Origin of the sequence: Streptomyces pinistramenti (assembly GCF_020564935.1) — a bacterium.
In the GTDB taxonomy this organism is placed as follows: Bacteria; Actinomycetota; Actinomycetes; order Streptomycetales; family Streptomycetaceae; genus Streptomyces; species Streptomyces pinistramenti.
The window spans coordinates 43200-58208 of the sequence record NZ_JAJCXB010000048.1 but is presented as its reverse complement, the minus strand read 5'-3'; the positions used below and the strand labels follow the sequence as shown (position 1 = coordinate 58208).

Genomic DNA, 15009 nt, shown 5'->3' with positions numbered 1-15009 from the left:
CCACCGACACCACCCCCACCCCTTCGGACACGGCCACCACCCCCGGCAAGTCCGCCACCCCCGGCACGGTCACCGTCACCGGCACCCTCCGCTGCCCCGACCACCCCGGCGGCTGCGACGTCTGGATCACCCTCGTCAACGCCCGCGGCAAGCGCCGCGCCGCCAGCCGCGCCACCAACGGCCGCTACCGCCTCACCGCCCTGCCCCCCGGCAGCTACACCCTCATCGCCTCCGGCTCGACCCACCCGCCCCGCGCCGAATTCCTCTCGGTACGACAGGGGCCGGGGGAGCTGCGGCACGACATCGAGTTGGAGCGGGTGGGGAGGGGGTAACCGAAGGCGCGTGGCCGCACCGGGTGGGCCAGGACCTGGCCCACCCGGTGCGGCATGTTCTCCCCTTGCCTGTTGGCCGAATCAGTACCCTCGCCCCGGTGCGGACCTGCGAGACTGCGGGCGGACACGCGGACATGACGAACGGAAGCGGACGGGGGGCGGCCGCATGGGTTCGGTCGACGACGGGGCGTCGGTCAGCAACGTGATCACGGGCGGCACGTTCATCGGGGACAGCATCCAGGCCCAGAACGTGATTTTCCACCAGTACCAACAGCCGGACAGGCGGCCGCGGTACACACCCAACGCGGCCCCCGCGCCGCCGGGCTTCCTCGCCGACCGCGACCGCATCCGCGCCCGTCTTGACGCAGCCGTCGCCGGCCTCGGCCGCCGTTCGTCCCCGCTCGTCGTGGCCCTCACCGGCCCGCCGGGTGTCGGCAAGACCGACCTGGCCCTCTACTGGGCCAAGGGACGGAACCAGGACTTCCCGGGCGGAGTGCTCTACGTCGACATGAGCCCGTCCGGCGCGTTCACGCCCCGCGACACCGCCGGGGCACTGGAAGCCCTCCACACCCAGATCGGCACCCGACGGGACGAACTGCCCGGCGACGTGTCCGCGTTGAGCGCGTACTACCGCACGCTCACCTCCGCCGATCCGTACCTGGTGTTTCTCGACGGCGTGGTCAACCCGGGCCAGGTCAGGGAGCTGCTGCCGGGACATCCGGCGAGCTTGGTCCTGGTCACCAGCCGCAACGAACTCGGCGGACTGCGCCAGACCTTGGAAAGGCCCGCGCTCATACCGGTGGACGTACTGGACGACGCCTCGTGTGAACAGGTCTTCCTGCACTACGCCGAGACGGACGGCGGCGCCCTGTCACCCGAGCACGCGGACCGGCTGAGCGAGGTGGTCGCCACCTTCCGCGGATGGCCGGCCGCGGCACGCGTCGCCGGAGCCCGCGCGGCCGACCTGCCGGCCGGCGGCGACCTCGGCGCGCTGTTCCGCCCTCACACCGCGCAGTCGTCCGGCTCACAGCCGTACTCCGTATCGGAGGAGGAACCTGCCATGAACCCGCACTTCGCGGCGTCGTACGGGGCGCTCGACCCGCTCGCGCAACGCGTCGTACGCGCCCTCGGCCGGCATCCCGCACGCGAGTGCGCCGACGAGCTGATCGACGCCCTGGCCGGGGGAGCGGCACCCGGCGTGTCCGTCAGAAGCACCCTGCTGGCCGCCCAGTTCCTGGAGCGCCCCGAGCCCGGCCGGGTCCGCCTGAGCGGTGCCGTCCACGACTGGGCCGGCACGCTGGCGCCGGAGAACCCCGCGGAGGAATCCGAGCTGCCGGCCACGCAGGCGAGCTGGTACCTCCACCGCGCCGCGGCCGCCGCCTACCTGGTGTCGAAGCGCTGGCGCATCGGGAGCCTCTTCGTGCACCCCGCCCTTCTGAACGGGGTCTTCGCCTCGGAAGCGCAGGCACTCGACGCGATGGAGGCCGACCTGGAGAACGCCGTCGCCATGGCACGGACACTCCACGAGGCACAGCGTTACGGCGAGGTCTGCGAACTGACCGAAGCCCTGCGCGAGACCTTCTTCCGCCGCAAGCACCCCACCCTGTGGACCGAGTCGGCACGGCTGGGTGCCGAGGCGGCCGAGCGGCTGCTCGACGACGCCCGGGACGAGGCCGCCCGGCAGAGTGCCTGGCTGCTGCTGGCCCGGATGCGCTTCGAGCTGGCCTTCGCCCACTTCGACCGTGGCGGGGAGCCCGGTCTTGCGGCGGCGCACCGCCACTACACGGAAGCCCTGGACGCCGCGCAGCACGCGGGCCACGCGCGGACGCGGTCGTCGGCACTGGAAGGGCTGGGGATGGTCGCCCTGGAGCGGGAACGGCCCCTGGACGCAGGCGAGTTGTTCCAGCAGGCGCTCCAGGCCCTGGGCGGCATCGACCACCCCAGGGGCCGGGCGCTGCTGCACTACCACCTGGGACGCGCGGCCACCGCCGCCCACCGGCACGAGGAGGCCGCCGAGCGCCTGCTGGACGCCCGCCGCCGGTTCGCCGACCTCTCCGACCACTACAACGAAGCCCGAGCCCTCACCCGGTACGCACAGGCGTGCCTGGCGGCCGGTGACCCCGACGAGGCGGTGCGCCGGCTGGACGAGGCCCTGCCACTCTTCGCCGGACGCACCGCCCCGAAGGAAGAGGCCGACGCCCGTCTCGTACGGGGCGATGCCTACCGGTCGAAGGGCGAGAGCGAACGGGCGCGCGCCGACTGGCAGTCAGCGCTCGACACCTACGACGCGCTCGGCAGCCTCTGGTCCCGCGTCGCCCGCAGCCGGCTCGACGAGCTTTCGCAGGGAAAGTAGCGCGGACGGCAGCCCCTCGCCGGCGCGCACCTCGACCACTCCCTCCCACCCCTCGTCGTACCGCGCCAGGCAGGCATACAGCGCCGACGCCGCGAGGGACGGAGCGGCCCACCACGGCTGGACCGTCCAGCTCGCCGTGTACCCGCCGCCGTGCCGCAGCCACAGTCTGCAGGGTGCCCCCGCCGACGCCGCCGCGACGATCAGCCAGCAGCCCGGGTGGCGAGCGAACAGCGCGTCGGGCCCCGACCCGTGGGACACGACGACATCCGCCACGTTCGCCCAATGCGGATCCGGCTCACCCTCCTCGGCGACCACATGCGCATCCGGAAGGTGCCCCCCGACGCTGCCGTGCTGAGGCCCTGCGGGGTACCGACGGAGCACGACACCGACCGCACCACCGGGCCCCGGCGTCTCCCGCGCGCCCGAAGCCTCCGATACACCCGGCTCACCAGGTCCACCCGACATCGCCCCAGGCCCTCGCTCCACCACCCGCGCATCCACGAACAACGGCTGCTCCAGCGGTGCCCGGCGGGCGACGGGAAGATCCAGCGGAATGTCGACGGGACGCGCGACAACGGTGCCTGCGGGCTCGTCCAGGCCGAGCATCCGGTAACAGAGCCTGCGAAAGCGCGGCAGGGCCTCTCCGGGACACGAGGTGATCATCTGCCCGACCTCGGCGAGGCGCGGATCTCCCTGCTGCGCGATCCTGGCGCGTTCGAGCTGGACGGACAGCGGCTCGGCGGGAGCGATCCGCGGCAGCAGCTCGCCGAGCCGCGCCATCGGCGAACCGGGGGCGACGCTGCTGTCGTCGAAGGAAGCGAGCAGCCCCGGCAGGCCACGCCCGGCCGCGTACAGGGTCAGCGAGCCGTGGTCGCCGATGAACGCGTCGGCCGCGCACACCGCGGCCTTCCAGGTATCGGTGGTCGGAACGGGCAGTACAAGCCCCGACCGCAGGTACGGTTCCAGCCACGAACGGATCTGCCAACCTCCGTGCCCGTGCCAGGTGTTGGGATGAATGGCGGCCACCACCCGGTACGCGTCGCGTGGCATCTCCGCCAGCGCGCGGCGGATGGCATCGGTCCCGCGCCCGAGAAGCGAACCCTGCCCCCACGTCGACGTCAGCAGCAGCATTTGCTGCCCGGGACGCACCCCGAACGCCTCCCGGTACGCCTCCCGGAACGGCAAGGACGACCGGATCTGGTCCATGCACGGGTCACCCACGACATGCGCGAACGGAACCGCCGCAGGGAACCCGCGCCGCAGACGCTCCCGCTGCTCCCGGTGGGACAACACGATCGCCGAGGGAATCAACTCCCCCTTGTGCACCAGCCATTCAGCCGTCAGGCCAAAGGCTCCCGGCTCCCGGCTCCCGGCTCCCGGCTCCCGGCTCCCGGCTCCCGGCTCCCGGCTCCCGGCTCCCGGCTCCCGGCTCCCGGCTCCCGGCTCCCGGCTCCCGGCTCCCGGCTCCCGGCTGAGCGTTTTATTGTATCCCGCACCGTGGGGAGACCCAATGATCGGGGCGTCGATATTCTGGAGATCGCCACCACGGCTTGTGGTCACCGCAAGACTGAATTCGCTTTCTTCGGCCTCGCTCCACGGAATATACGGAAGTTCATGAGCGGAAACGAACTCCTCGATTCCCGGCTCAAAGGCAGAAGACCCGGTACAGGTGAACAGCAATTGTATCCGCGGATCACCTTCGAAAACACTCAGCAGATCCAGTAGCCGGGTCGCCGAGGTGGCATTGTGGATGACGCCCAGAACGGTACGTTGAGGTACGACGGTCCGCCACCGGTCCGGCATCCGAGGAGCAGCAGGGTGAATACGGTCGGATACCGCGATGTCCCCGCCCCCCATACCGCCGCCCCCTCGATCCGTCCACCGATGTAGACGCACCCTACGCAGTACAGCGGATACAGGGGAACCTCGCCCCCTCCGATGCGCTGCCGGACATTCCCAGCACAAGGCCGGACGACAGGACGATGTGCCCCTGCCACCCCGTCGGCCTCGACTTCGGCCAAGGCGCCGCACGGCCGGCCGGCGCCCCGGCTTCCCGGCACACCCGAAGCGGCTCTACCCGGCCCTTTCCGGCAGTGGATATCAGTGGCGGCCACGGCCCGCAAAGAAATCCAGACCGAGCGACACGGCGAAGAGAAGGCGCCCAGAAGGTGCAGCTTTCGAAAGGTGCCTTGTCCCGTTCGGCGCTGAGACCATCTCTTCACGTGCCATAAATTGCCTGCATTTATGGGACCGGCGCACCCTTTCTCGCCACGGCCCCCAACTCCCGGCCCCAGGTGCGGCCACTGCAAGGAGCCTCCGACGCCGCCGTGTCACCCCCAGCCGCGGGCAGGTCGTCACCCGGGGCATCGTCCAGGAACAGCGGGGACCGGACACGTCAGTCCCGACCGAAAACGCGGAGCCACCGCACCCAATGAAAAGACCCCGCACTCAGCAACTTGGCTGATGGCGGGGTCCTTTGGCACCTCATGCAAGGTGCCCCCGGCAGGATTCGAACCTGCGCACACGGCTCCGGAGGCCGTTGCTCTATCCCCTGAGCTACGGGGGCGTTTCGCCGTGTTTCTTGGCGACGGGTAGAACCTTACCAGCTCCGATGGGGTGTTCATGAACAGGGTTTTGAGGGGAGTGGGGAGGAGGGAGCGGGCCCCTAGCGCATGTTGGGGGTGTGGCGGTGATGGTCGGGGAAACGTCCCTCTCATGAGGGCGGAAGTAGGGAAAACCGGGACGCAGTCGCAGGTGGGCACCTAGTCTCATGGTGTGCCTGGCTTGTCCGGTCGGATCCTCGTTGTCGATGACAGCAAGGTGATCCGGCAGTTGATCAGGGTCAATCTCGAGCTGGAGGGCTTCGAGGTCGTGACCGCGGCTGATGGTGCCGAGTGTTTGGATGTCGTGCACCACGTGAGACCTGATGTGGTGACCCTTGATGTCGTGATGCCGCGGCTCAACGGTCTGCGCACCGCGGCGCGGCTTCGGTCCGATCCGCGGACGTGGGACATTCCCATCGCGATAGTCAGCGCCTGCACCCAGGGCGAGGTGGACAGTGGCGAGTCGGTGGGGGTGGATGCCTTCCTGACGAAGCCGTTCGAGCCGACGGAGCTGGTGCGGACCGTGGGGCGGCTGGTCCAGGAGGGACGACGGGCGGAGCCCGAGGGGGGTGCCCCGGGCCGGAGTGCCGCAGAGCGTGCGGAACTGGTGCGGCAGCAGCCGGGGCCGGCCGAGCACGACGGCCGTACGGACTGCGGCGAGCCCCTCGACCAGCAGGAGCGTTTTGATCGCCGGGACCGGCACGGCCACCACGGTCAGGCCGGGCGCCACGGTCGGACGGGGACGTAGCGGCGGGCCCCGGGCCGGTGTGGGGGCGTTGCCCGGGGTGGGGCTGTGGGGCTGAGGTGTCCAGTGGGCGAAACCTGGTCGCGTGACTGCCCCACTCCTCCCATACGCTTGTCCTGTGACCCCCGCTGAGCTTTCCCGTACCGTTCTGCGCTCCGTGCGTGGCGCCGTGGCGGAGCAGGAGCTTTCCGTGCCGGTGCCGGCACGGGTCGTGGTGCAGCGGCCGCCGCGGCCGGGCTGTGGGGACTACGCGTCCAATGTGGCGCTCCAGCTCGCCCAGGCCGCCGGCCGGCCCGCTCGTGAGGTTGCCGAGGTGCTGCGGAAGCGGCTGGTCGGGTGCGCCGGGATTGCCCGGGTGGAGATCGCCGGGCCGGGGTTCTTGAATTTCACGCTGGGCGAGGGCGCGCAGGCGGCGCTGGTGCGCGGCATTCTCGCGCAGGGCGCACGGTACGGCGTGACCCCCGGCGGCCCGGTGCGGACCGCGGGCGGTCCGGCGCGGCTGCCGGACGGCGCCCGGGGCGTCGTCGTGGGCGAGGCGCTGGAGCGGATCGACGCGGCGGCCGGGCTCCGCCTCCCGTCTCCCGAGAGCGGCGAACCGTCCGCGCAGGCCGAACTCGTGCGGCTGGTCGCGCGGCTCGGTGCCGACGAGGTGCGGTGGGCGCTGCTGCGGCCTGCGGCGCACGATCCGGTGCGGCTGCCCGAGCGGCCCGAGCAGCGGGAGAGCAATCCGCGGTTCCGGGTGCAGTACGCGTACGCACGGGCCCGTGCGGTGGTGCGCAATGCGCGGGAGCTGGGATTCGCGGGCGAGCCCGGGGACGAGCCGGGTGCGTGGGGAGAGCTGACGGGTGAGAGCGGGGATGCGGCCGGTGCGCCCGGAGCCGTGGTGCCTGCGGACGCATCCGGTGCCGTCGTGATGTCGTACTCCGCCTCCGCCGCCCACGGTCCCCGGCCCTCGCGCGCCGCGCTGAGCGGGCTGCTCGCCGGTTTTCCCGACGTGGTGGAAGCCGCCGCGCGGCACCGGGCGCCGGACCGGCTGGTGCGGCATCTGGAGGCGGTGGCCGAGGCGTTCTTCCGGTGGCACGACGGGTGTCCGCCGTTGCCGGCCGGGGAGGAGAAACCCTCGGCCGTTCACCGCGCCCGGGTGGCCCTTGCCGAGGCCACGGGGACGGTGCTCGCCAACGGCCTGCGCCTGCTCGGCATCTCCGCGCCCGAACACCTCTGAACGAACCTTGAGGGGACCTTCACCGTTATGAGCCGTTCCGCCCACCCTGCCGGGCCCCGTCACGCCGATGTGCTGCCCGAGGGCCACTACGCCGGACCGCCCGCCGACCTCAACACCCTTGACCCGCGCGTCTGGTCCCGTACCGTCCGGCGCAACGCCGACGGTGTGGTGACCGTCGGCGGTGTCGACGTCAACGCGCTCGCCGAGGAGTTCGGGACGCCGGCGTTCTTCCTCGACGAGGACGACTTCCGGGCGCGCTGCCGGGCCTGGAAAGACGCGTTCGGGGCGGAGGCCGACGTGTTCTACGCGGGCAAGGCGTTCCTGTCGCGCGCCGTGGTGCGGTGGCTGAACGAAGAAGGGCTGCACCTCGACGTGTGTTCGGGGGGTGAGCTGGCGACCGCGCTGGCCGCCGGGATGCCCGCCGAGCGGATCGCGCTGCACGGCAACAACAAGAGCACGCAGGAGATCACCCGTGCCGTCGAGGCCGGGGTGGGGCGGATCGTGCTCGACTCGTTCCAGGAGATCGTGCGGGTCGCGCACATCGCCGAGCGGCTGGGCAAGCGGCAGCGGGTGCAGATCCGGGTCACGGTGGGTGTCGAGGCGCATACCCACGAGTTCATCGCCACCGCGCACGAGGACCAGAAGTTCGGGATCGCGCTGGCCGACGGGCAGGCCGCGGAGGCCGTGCGGCGGGCGCTGAAGCTCGACGGGCTGGAACTCATCGGCATCCACAGCCACATCGGGTCGCAGATCTTCGACATGGCGGGCTTCGAGGTGTCGGCCCGCCGGGTCGTGCAGCTGCTGACCGAGGTGCGCGACGAGCACGGCGTGGAGCTGCCGGAGATCGACCTCGGCGGCGGTCTGGGCATCGCCTACACCTCGGACGACGACCCGCGGGAGCCGCACGAGATCGCCAGGGCGCTGAGCGAGATCGTCACCAAGGAGTGCGCGGCGGCCGGGCTGCGCGTGCCGCGGCTTTCGGTGGAGCCGGGGCGCGCGATCGTCGGGCCCACCGCGTTCACGCTGTACGAGGTGGGCACGGTCAAGGAGCTGGAGGGGCTGCGGACGTACGTGTCGGTGGACGGCGGGATGTCGGACAACATCCGTACCGCGCTGTACGACGCGGAGTACACCGTGGCGCTGGTGTCGCGGACGTCGGATGCCGAGCCGATGCTGTCGCGGGTGGTCGGCAAGCACTGTGAGAGCGGGGACATCGTGGTGCGGGACGCGTTCCTGCCGGCCGATGTGGCGCCCGGGGACCTGCTCGCGGTGCCGGCGACCGGCGCGTACTGCCGCTCGATGGCCAGCAATTACAACCATGCGCTGCGGCCGCCGGTGGTGGCCGTCAAGAATGGTGAGGGCAGGGTCATCGTCCGCCGGGAGACGGAGGAGGATCTCCTGCGGTTGGATGTCGGATAGGGAAGCTCGTCCGTGCGTCCGGCGCGGATGACGTAAATGTCTCGGCATCCGGACGGGGCACGGAAAGTGCCGTCCGGTGGGTGAGACTGGTGGATCAACAAGCAGGAAAACGGCTGAATCGATGAAAAGCAGAGGTCGAATGATGCGTACGCGTCCGCTGAAGGTGGCGCTGCTGGGCTGTGGTGTTGTCGGCTCAGAGGTGGCGCGCATCATGACGACGCACGCCGACGACCTCGCGGCCCGCATCGGTGCACCCGTGGAGCTCGCCGGGATCGCCGTACGCCGCCCCGACAAGGTGCGCGACGGCATCCCGGCCGAGCTGGTCACCACCGACGCGACGGCGCTGGTCAAACGCGGCGACATCGATGTGGTGATCGAGGTGATCGGGGGCATCGAGCCGGCCCGTACGCTCATCACCACCGCGTTCGAGCACGGCGCGAGCGTCGTCTCCGCGAACAAGGCGCTGGTCGCGGCGGACGGCGCCGCGCTGCACGCCGCGGCGCAGCGGCACGGCGCCGACCTGTACTACGAGGCCGCGGTGGCCGGCGCGATCCCGCTGGTGCGGCCGCTGCGCGAGTCGCTGGCCGGCGACAAGGTCAACCGCGTCCTCGGCATCGTCAACGGCACCACGAACTTCATCCTCGACAAGATGGACTCCAGCGGCGCCGGGTACAGCGAGGCGCTGGACGAGGCCACCGCGCTCGGCTACGCGGAGGCCGACCCGACCGCCGACGTCGAGGGCTTCGACGCCGCGGCCAAGGCCGCGATCCTGGCGGGCATCGCCTTCCACACCCGCGTGACCATCGACGACGTGCACCGCGAGGGCCTCACCGAGGTCACCGCAGCCGACATCGCCTCCGCGAAGCGGATGGGCTGCACGGTCAAGCTGCTCGCGATCTGCGAGCGGGCCGCGGACGGCGCGTCCGTCACCGCGCGCGTGCACCCCGCGATGATCCCGCTCAGCCACCCGCTGGCCTCCGTCCGCGAGGCGTACAACGCGGTGTTCGTGGAGTCCGACGCGGCCGGCCAGCTGATGTTCTACGGGCCCGGCGCCGGCGGCTCGCCGACCGCGTCCGCGGTGCTCGGCGACCTCGTCGCGGTCTGCCGCAACAAGCTCGCAGGCGCCACGGGCCCCGGGGAGTCGGCGTACACGCGGCTGCCGGTCAGCCCCATGGGCGACGTCGTCACGCGCTACCACATCAGTCTCGACGTTGCCGACAAGTCCGGCGTCCTCGCGCAGGTCGCCACAGTCTTCGCCGAGCACGGCGTATCGATCGATACGGTCCGCCAGCAGGGCAAGGACGGCGAGGCATCCCTCGTCGTCGTCACCCACCGAGCGGCCGACGCTGCCCTGTCGTCGACCGTCGGGGCACTGCGCGAGCTGGACACCGTCCGCGGTGTCGCCAGCATCATGCGGGTCGAAGGGGAGTAAAGGAACCCATGTCTGCCAATTCCACTGTGACCACGGCGAGCAGCCAGTGGCGCGGAATCATCGAGGAATACCGTGACCGGCTGCCGGTCAGCGACACGACCGAGGCGGTCACCCTCCGGGAGGGCGGCACGCCCCTCGTGCCGGCCCAGGTGCTGTCCGAGCGCACCGGCTGCGAGGTGCACCTCAAGGTCGAGGGTGCCAACCCCACCGGGTCCTTCAAGGACCGCGGCATGACGATGGCGATCACCCGGGCGAAGGAGGAGGGTGCCAAGGCCGTCATCTGCGCCTCCACCGGCAACACCTCCGCGTCGGCCGCCGCGTACGCGGTGCGGGCCGGCATGGTCTGCGCCGTGCTCGTCCCGCAGGGCAAGATCGCCCTCGGCAAGATGGGGCAGGCGCTGGTCCACGGCGCCAAGATCCTCCAGATCGACGGAAATTTCGACGACTGCCTGACCCTCGCACGGGGACTTTCGGACAAGTACCCGGTCGCACTTGTGAACTCCGTCAACCCGGTGCGCATCGAGGGGCAGAAGACCGCCGCCTTCGAAATCGTCGACATGCTCGACGACGCGCCCGACATCCACGTGCTGCCCGTCGGCAACGCCGGCAACATCACCGCGTACTGGAAGGGCTACAAGGAGTACGCGGCGGACGGCATCTCCTCGCGCACCCCGCGGATGTGGGGCTTCCAGGCATCCGGCAGCGCGCCGATCGTGCGCGGCGAGATCGTCAAGGACCCGCACACCATCGCCACCGCGATCCGTATCGGCAACCCCGCATCGTGGGCCTTCGCCGAACAGGCGCGGGACGAGTCCGGCGGCTTCATCGATGAGGTGACCGACCGTCAAATCCTGGCTGCCTACCGCCTGTTGGCCTCGCGGGAGGGTGTCTTCGTGGAGCCCGCGTCGGCCGCTTCGGTCGCCGGGCTGCTCAAGGCGGCCGAGGAGGGCAAGGTCGACCCGGGCCAGCGCATCGTCTGCACGGTGACCGGCAACGGCCTCAAGGACCCGGACTGGGCGGTCGCCGGAGCGCCGCAGCCGGTCACGATCCCGATCGACGCGGACGCCGCGGCCGAGCGCCTCGGCCTCGCGTAGTCCGGGCCCCGCCTCCCGTACGGCGGGGGACATCCGGCCGTCAGTGCCGGGCAACCCGCCGTACAGCAAATTGCGCAAAGGCTGCAAAGACGCCTCGGGGCACAGGAAGGTGTGCGACACGCATCGTGCGCCTCCTGTGCGCCCTATGTCGCCACAGAACCTTCCTTCGATAGGCTGGCAGCCAACTCCCCTCCCCACGGCATGACGCAGTGGTGTGCAGGGCAGGTCAGAACAGACCCCACGAGCCGACCGGGCACCTCGGTGCCGCGGTGCCGCGGGGCAGTACCGCAGCATCAATCAAGGAGAGTCATCGAGCGATGGCCGGTCCCGCGTTCCGTGCCGCCGCCGTCCGGGTGCGCACCCCCGCTACCAGCGCCAATCTCGGTCCCGGCTTCGACACCCTCGGTCTGTCCCTGGGGCTTTACGACGATGTCGTGGTGCGGGTGGCCGATTCCGGTCTGCACGTCGACATCGCAGGTGAGGGCGCCGACACCCTCCCGCGCGACGAGAGTCATCTGCTCGTACGCTCCCTGCGCACCGCCTTCGACCTGCTCGGCGGGCAGCCGCGCGGTCTGGAAATCGTCTGCGCCAACCGCATTCCGCACGGCCGGGGCCTGGGCTCCTCGTCCGCCGCCATCTGCGCCGGCATCGTCGCCGCCCGCGCCGTGACCATAGGCGGCGAGCAGAAGCTCGACGACGACGCGCTGCTGGAACTGGCCACCGAGATCGAGGGCCATCCCGACAACGTCGCCGCCTGCCTGCTCGGCGGATTCACCCTCGCCTGGACGGACACCGGTGCCGCACGGGCGATCCGGATGGATCCCGCCGCATCCATCGTTCCGGTGGTCTTCGTGCCCGGGAAACCGGTGCTCACCGAGACCGCACGCGGACTGTTGCCGCGCACCGTCCCGCATGTGGACGCCGCGGCCAACGCCGGTCGCGCCGCACTGCTCGTCGAGGCGCTGACCAGGCGCCCGGAGCTGCTGCTCGCCGCGACCGAGGACCGACTTCACCAGGAATACCGCGCCCCCGCGATGCCGGAGAGCGTGGCACTGGTGAACCGACTGCGCGCGGACGGCGTCCCCGCAGTCATCTCCGGCGCGGGCCCGACGGTGCTCGCGCTGGTCGAGGACGCGGCGGCCGACAAGGTTGCCGCGCTGGCGGGCGAGGGGTGGGCGGCCAACCGGCTGGCCCTCGACGCGGCGGGCGCATGCGTCCTGCCGCTCGCCGGGTGATCGACGCGGGTGATCGACGATTACCGGTCTTGGGAAGGGGGAATGTTTGTTGGATCCGGTAGTGTTAACCTCAAGTCAGTACTCGACGCCTGAGTGGCGCGGTGCTTCGTGTCCCCCATCGGGACCACTTTCTTCCGGGAGCCTCCCAAACTGCTTGGAGCAATGGCCTGAGCAGAAGTGAGCACGCTCCGGAATCGGCGTGACGGACATGAGTCACACAGCATCCCTTCGCGCCGGAACCAATGAACTGATCTTTCCGCCGTATCCGGCGGGACCACCGCCCCGGCCCGGTCCACGCAGCACAGGACCACAGCCGGACAGCACAACCGGTCGCCGAGCCAGACAGGCCGACGCCCGCTCCAGGGAAGGACCCTTCGTGAGCGACACCACCGATCTGATGGGCGTGCGCACCGATGGCAGTGCCACCGCGCCCGCCACGGACGCTCCCGCCGCGCCTGCCACCGGTGCTGCCGGCGCCCCGCGGCGACGCCGTTCCGGTACCGGCCTCGACGGCATGGTCCTGGCAGAGCTGCAGCAGGTCGCCTCCGGCCTCGGCATCAAGGGCACCGCGCGGATGCGCAAGAGCCAGCTGATCGAGGTCATCAAGGAGAAGCAGGCCGGCGGCTCCGCGGCCAAGGCCGACGCGCCCGCCGAGACCAAGCCCAAGCGCCGTACGACCTCCAAGGCCCGTACCGGCGAGGACGCTGCCGAGAAGGCCGCCGACAAGGCGGGCAAGGCCGAGAAGGCTGCCGACAACAAGGCTGCCGCCCAGCAGCAGATCGACATCCCCGGCCAGCCGGTCAGCGACGAGCAGCCGGCCGGCGAGCGCCGTCGGCGCCGTGCCACCGCCGCAGCGGGCAGCCCCGACGCGGCCTCCGGCGACGTCAAGACCGAGACCAAGGTCAAGGCCGAGACGAAGACCGACACACAGCCCGCCAAGGTCGAGTCGACGGCCACCCAGCAGGACGAGGGCCGGCCGGGCAAGGGCGGGGACCGTCAGGACCGCGGGGACCGTCAGGACCGCGGCCAGAAGGGCGGCGGCGACCGCCGCGAGCGCGGCCAGCGCGACCGCCGCAACAAGAACGAGGGCGGCGGTGACGGCGGCGGCCAGCAGGGCGAGCGCCGTCAGCGCGACAACCGCAGGCCCGAAGACGACGGTGACGACTTCGAGGGCGGCCGCCGCGGCCGCCGGGGCCGCTACCGCGACCGCCGGGGCCGTCGCGGCGGCCGCGAGGACTTCGGCAACGAGCCGCAGGTCTCCGAGGACGACGTCCTGATCCCCGTCGCGGGCATCCTCGACATCCTCGACAACTACGCGTTCATCCGGACCTCCGGCTACCTGCCGGGCCCGAACGACGTGTACGTCTCGCTCGCCCAGGTCCGCAAGAACGGTCTGCGCAAGGGTGACCACGTCACCGGCGCGGTCCGCCAGCCGCGTGACGGCGAGCGGCGCGAGAAGTTCAACGCGCTGGTCCGCCTCGACACCGTCAACAGCGTGGCGCCCGAACAGGGCCGCCAGCGCGCGGAGTTCGGGAAGCTGACGCCCCTTTACCCGCAGGAGCGGCTGCGCCTGGAAGGTGAGTCGGGCGGCCTGACGACCCGGATCATCGACCTGGTCGCGCCGATCGGCAAGGGCCAGCGCGGCCTGATCGTGGCCCCGCCGAAGACCGGCAAGACCATGATCATGCAGGCGGTCGCCAACGCGATCACCCGCAACAACCCCGAGTGCCACCTGATGGTCGTCCTCGTCGACGAGCGGCCCGAAGAGGTCACCGACATGCAGCGGTCGGTCAAGGGCGAGGTCATCTCCTCGACCTTCGACCGCCCGGCCGAGGACCACACCACCGTCGCCGAGCTGGCCATCGAGCGCGCCAAGCGTCTCGTCGAGCTGGGTCACGACGTGGTCGTCCTGCTGGACTCCATCACCCGCCTGGGCCGCGCGTACAACCTCGCGGCGCCCGCCTCCGGCCGCATCCTGTCCGGTGGTGTCGACTCGACCGCGCTGTACCCGCCGAAGCGCTTCTTCGGTGCCGCGCGCAACATCGAGGACGGCGGTTCGCTGACCATCCTGGCCACCGCGCTGGTCGAGACCGGCTCGCGGATGGACGAGGTGATCTTCGAGGAGTTCAAGGGCACCGGCAACCTGGAGCTGAAGCTCGACCGCAAGCTCGCCGACAAGCGCATCTTCCCGGCGGTGGACGTCGACGGGTCCGGTACCCGTAAGGAAGAGATCCTGATGGGCAGCGACGAGCTCGCTGTCGTCTGGAAGCTGCGTCGGGTGCTGCACGCGCTGGACCAGCAGCAGGCCATCGAGCTGCTGCTGGACAAGATGAAGCAGACGAAGTCGAACGCGGAGTTCCTGCTCCAGATCCAGAAGACGACGCCGGGCATGGGCGGCAACGGCAACGACTGACGCCCCTGGCCGTAGCGCCGCACACGAAGCCCTTCTCGCCCCGCCGGGGGAGGAGGGCTTCGTGCTGTCCCGGCGGGCGCGCGCCGCCGCGTACCGGGTGCGGAGCTGAGACCTTCCGCACAGGAACCGGCCGTCGGCGGCGGCGCACGCGCGGCCCGGCG

General features: G+C 71.1%; 10 protein-coding genes and 1 tRNA gene. 9 read left to right on the top strand and 2 right to left on the bottom strand.

Features of this window, described 5'->3' with window-relative positions:
* A partial coding sequence (locus tag LIU39_RS26625) for a carboxypeptidase-like regulatory domain-containing protein (protein WP_227049454.1) occupies nt 1–332 on the top strand: 332 nt, incomplete at its 5' end.
* 166 nt (nt 333–498) lie between these two features.
* Nucleotides 499–2685, top strand: coding sequence for a tetratricopeptide repeat protein (locus tag LIU39_RS26620; protein ID WP_227049453.1), 2187 nt, complete (start codon nt 499–501; stop codon nt 2683–2685).
* Here the strand turns inward: LIU39_RS26620 and LIU39_RS26615 are convergent.
* Together LIU39_RS26615 and LIU39_RS26610 are read right to left on the bottom strand one after the other, a co-directional pair.
* Nucleotides 2599–3891, bottom strand: a complete 1293-nt coding sequence (locus LIU39_RS26615; protein WP_227049452.1) for a hypothetical protein — start codon at nt 3889–3891, stop codon at nt 2599–2601. The genes LIU39_RS26620 and LIU39_RS26615 overlap by 87 nt on opposite strands.
* A 1288-nt stretch (nt 3892–5179) precedes the next feature.
* Nucleotides 5180–5251, bottom strand: a tRNA-Arg gene (locus tag LIU39_RS26610).
* A gap of 209 nt (nt 5252–5460) precedes the next feature.
* Between LIU39_RS26610 and LIU39_RS26605 the strand changes: the two genes are divergently transcribed.
* From LIU39_RS26605 to rho, 7 genes are all read left to right on the top strand, one after another.
* The gene (locus LIU39_RS26605; RefSeq protein WP_227049451.1) at nt 5461–6036 is read left to right on the top strand and encodes a response regulator; all 576 of its coding nucleotides are present in this window, start codon (nt 5461–5463) and stop codon (nt 6034–6036) included.
* Nucleotides 6037–6151: 115 nt separating this feature from the next.
* Nucleotides 6152–7255, top strand: a complete 1104-nt coding sequence (gene nrtL / locus LIU39_RS26600; RefSeq protein ID WP_227049450.1) for an ArgS-related anticodon-binding protein NrtL — start codon at nt 6152–6154, stop codon at nt 7253–7255.
* 27 nt (nt 7256–7282) lie between these two features.
* The gene (lysA, locus tag LIU39_RS26595; RefSeq protein WP_227049449.1) at nt 7283–8674 is read left to right on the top strand and encodes a diaminopimelate decarboxylase; all 1392 of its coding nucleotides are present in this window, start codon (nt 7283–7285) and stop codon (nt 8672–8674) included.
* 139 nt (nt 8675–8813) lie between these two features.
* Complete coding sequence (locus tag LIU39_RS26590; protein ID WP_227049448.1) at nt 8814–10106, top strand: homoserine dehydrogenase; 1293 nt, start codon at nt 8814–8816, stop codon at nt 10104–10106.
* A gap of 8 nt (nt 10107–10114) precedes the next feature.
* The gene (gene thrC, locus LIU39_RS26585; protein WP_227049447.1) at nt 10115–11200 is read left to right on the top strand and encodes a threonine synthase; all 1086 of its coding nucleotides are present in this window, start codon (nt 10115–10117) and stop codon (nt 11198–11200) included.
* 317 nt (nt 11201–11517) lie between these two features.
* A complete protein-coding gene (gene thrB / locus LIU39_RS26580) occupies nt 11518–12435 on the top strand; it encodes a homoserine kinase (protein ID WP_227049446.1) in 918 nt (305 codons plus the stop codon).
* Nucleotides 12436–12811: 376 nt separating this feature from the next.
* Nucleotides 12812–14848 (top strand): transcription termination factor Rho, encoded by a 2037-nt coding sequence (rho, locus tag LIU39_RS26575; protein ID WP_227049445.1) that lies wholly within the window; start codon nt 12812–12814, stop codon nt 14846–14848.
* Nucleotides 14849–15009: the final 161 nt, after the last annotated feature.

Bases quoted from the DNA above. Each gene is read 5' to 3' on its own strand.
- LIU39_RS26615 (WP_227049452.1), bottom strand. From the start codon at position 3,891: ATGGACCAGATCCGGTCGTCCTTGCCGTTCCGGGAGGCGTACCGGGAG.
- lysA (WP_227049449.1), top strand. From the start codon at position 7,283: ATGAGCCGTTCCGCCCACCCTGCCGGGCCCCGTCACGCCGATGTGCTG.
- LIU39_RS26590 (WP_227049448.1), top strand. From the start codon at position 8,814: ATGATGCGTACGCGTCCGCTGAAGGTGGCGCTGCTGGGCTGTGGTGTT.
- LIU39_RS26620 (WP_227049453.1), top strand. From the start codon at position 499: ATGGGTTCGGTCGACGACGGGGCGTCGGTCAGCAACGTGATCACGGGC.
- thrC (WP_227049447.1), top strand. From the start codon at position 10,115: ATGTCTGCCAATTCCACTGTGACCACGGCGAGCAGCCAGTGGCGCGGA.
- thrB (WP_227049446.1), top strand. From the start codon at position 11,518: ATGGCCGGTCCCGCGTTCCGTGCCGCCGCCGTCCGGGTGCGCACCCCC.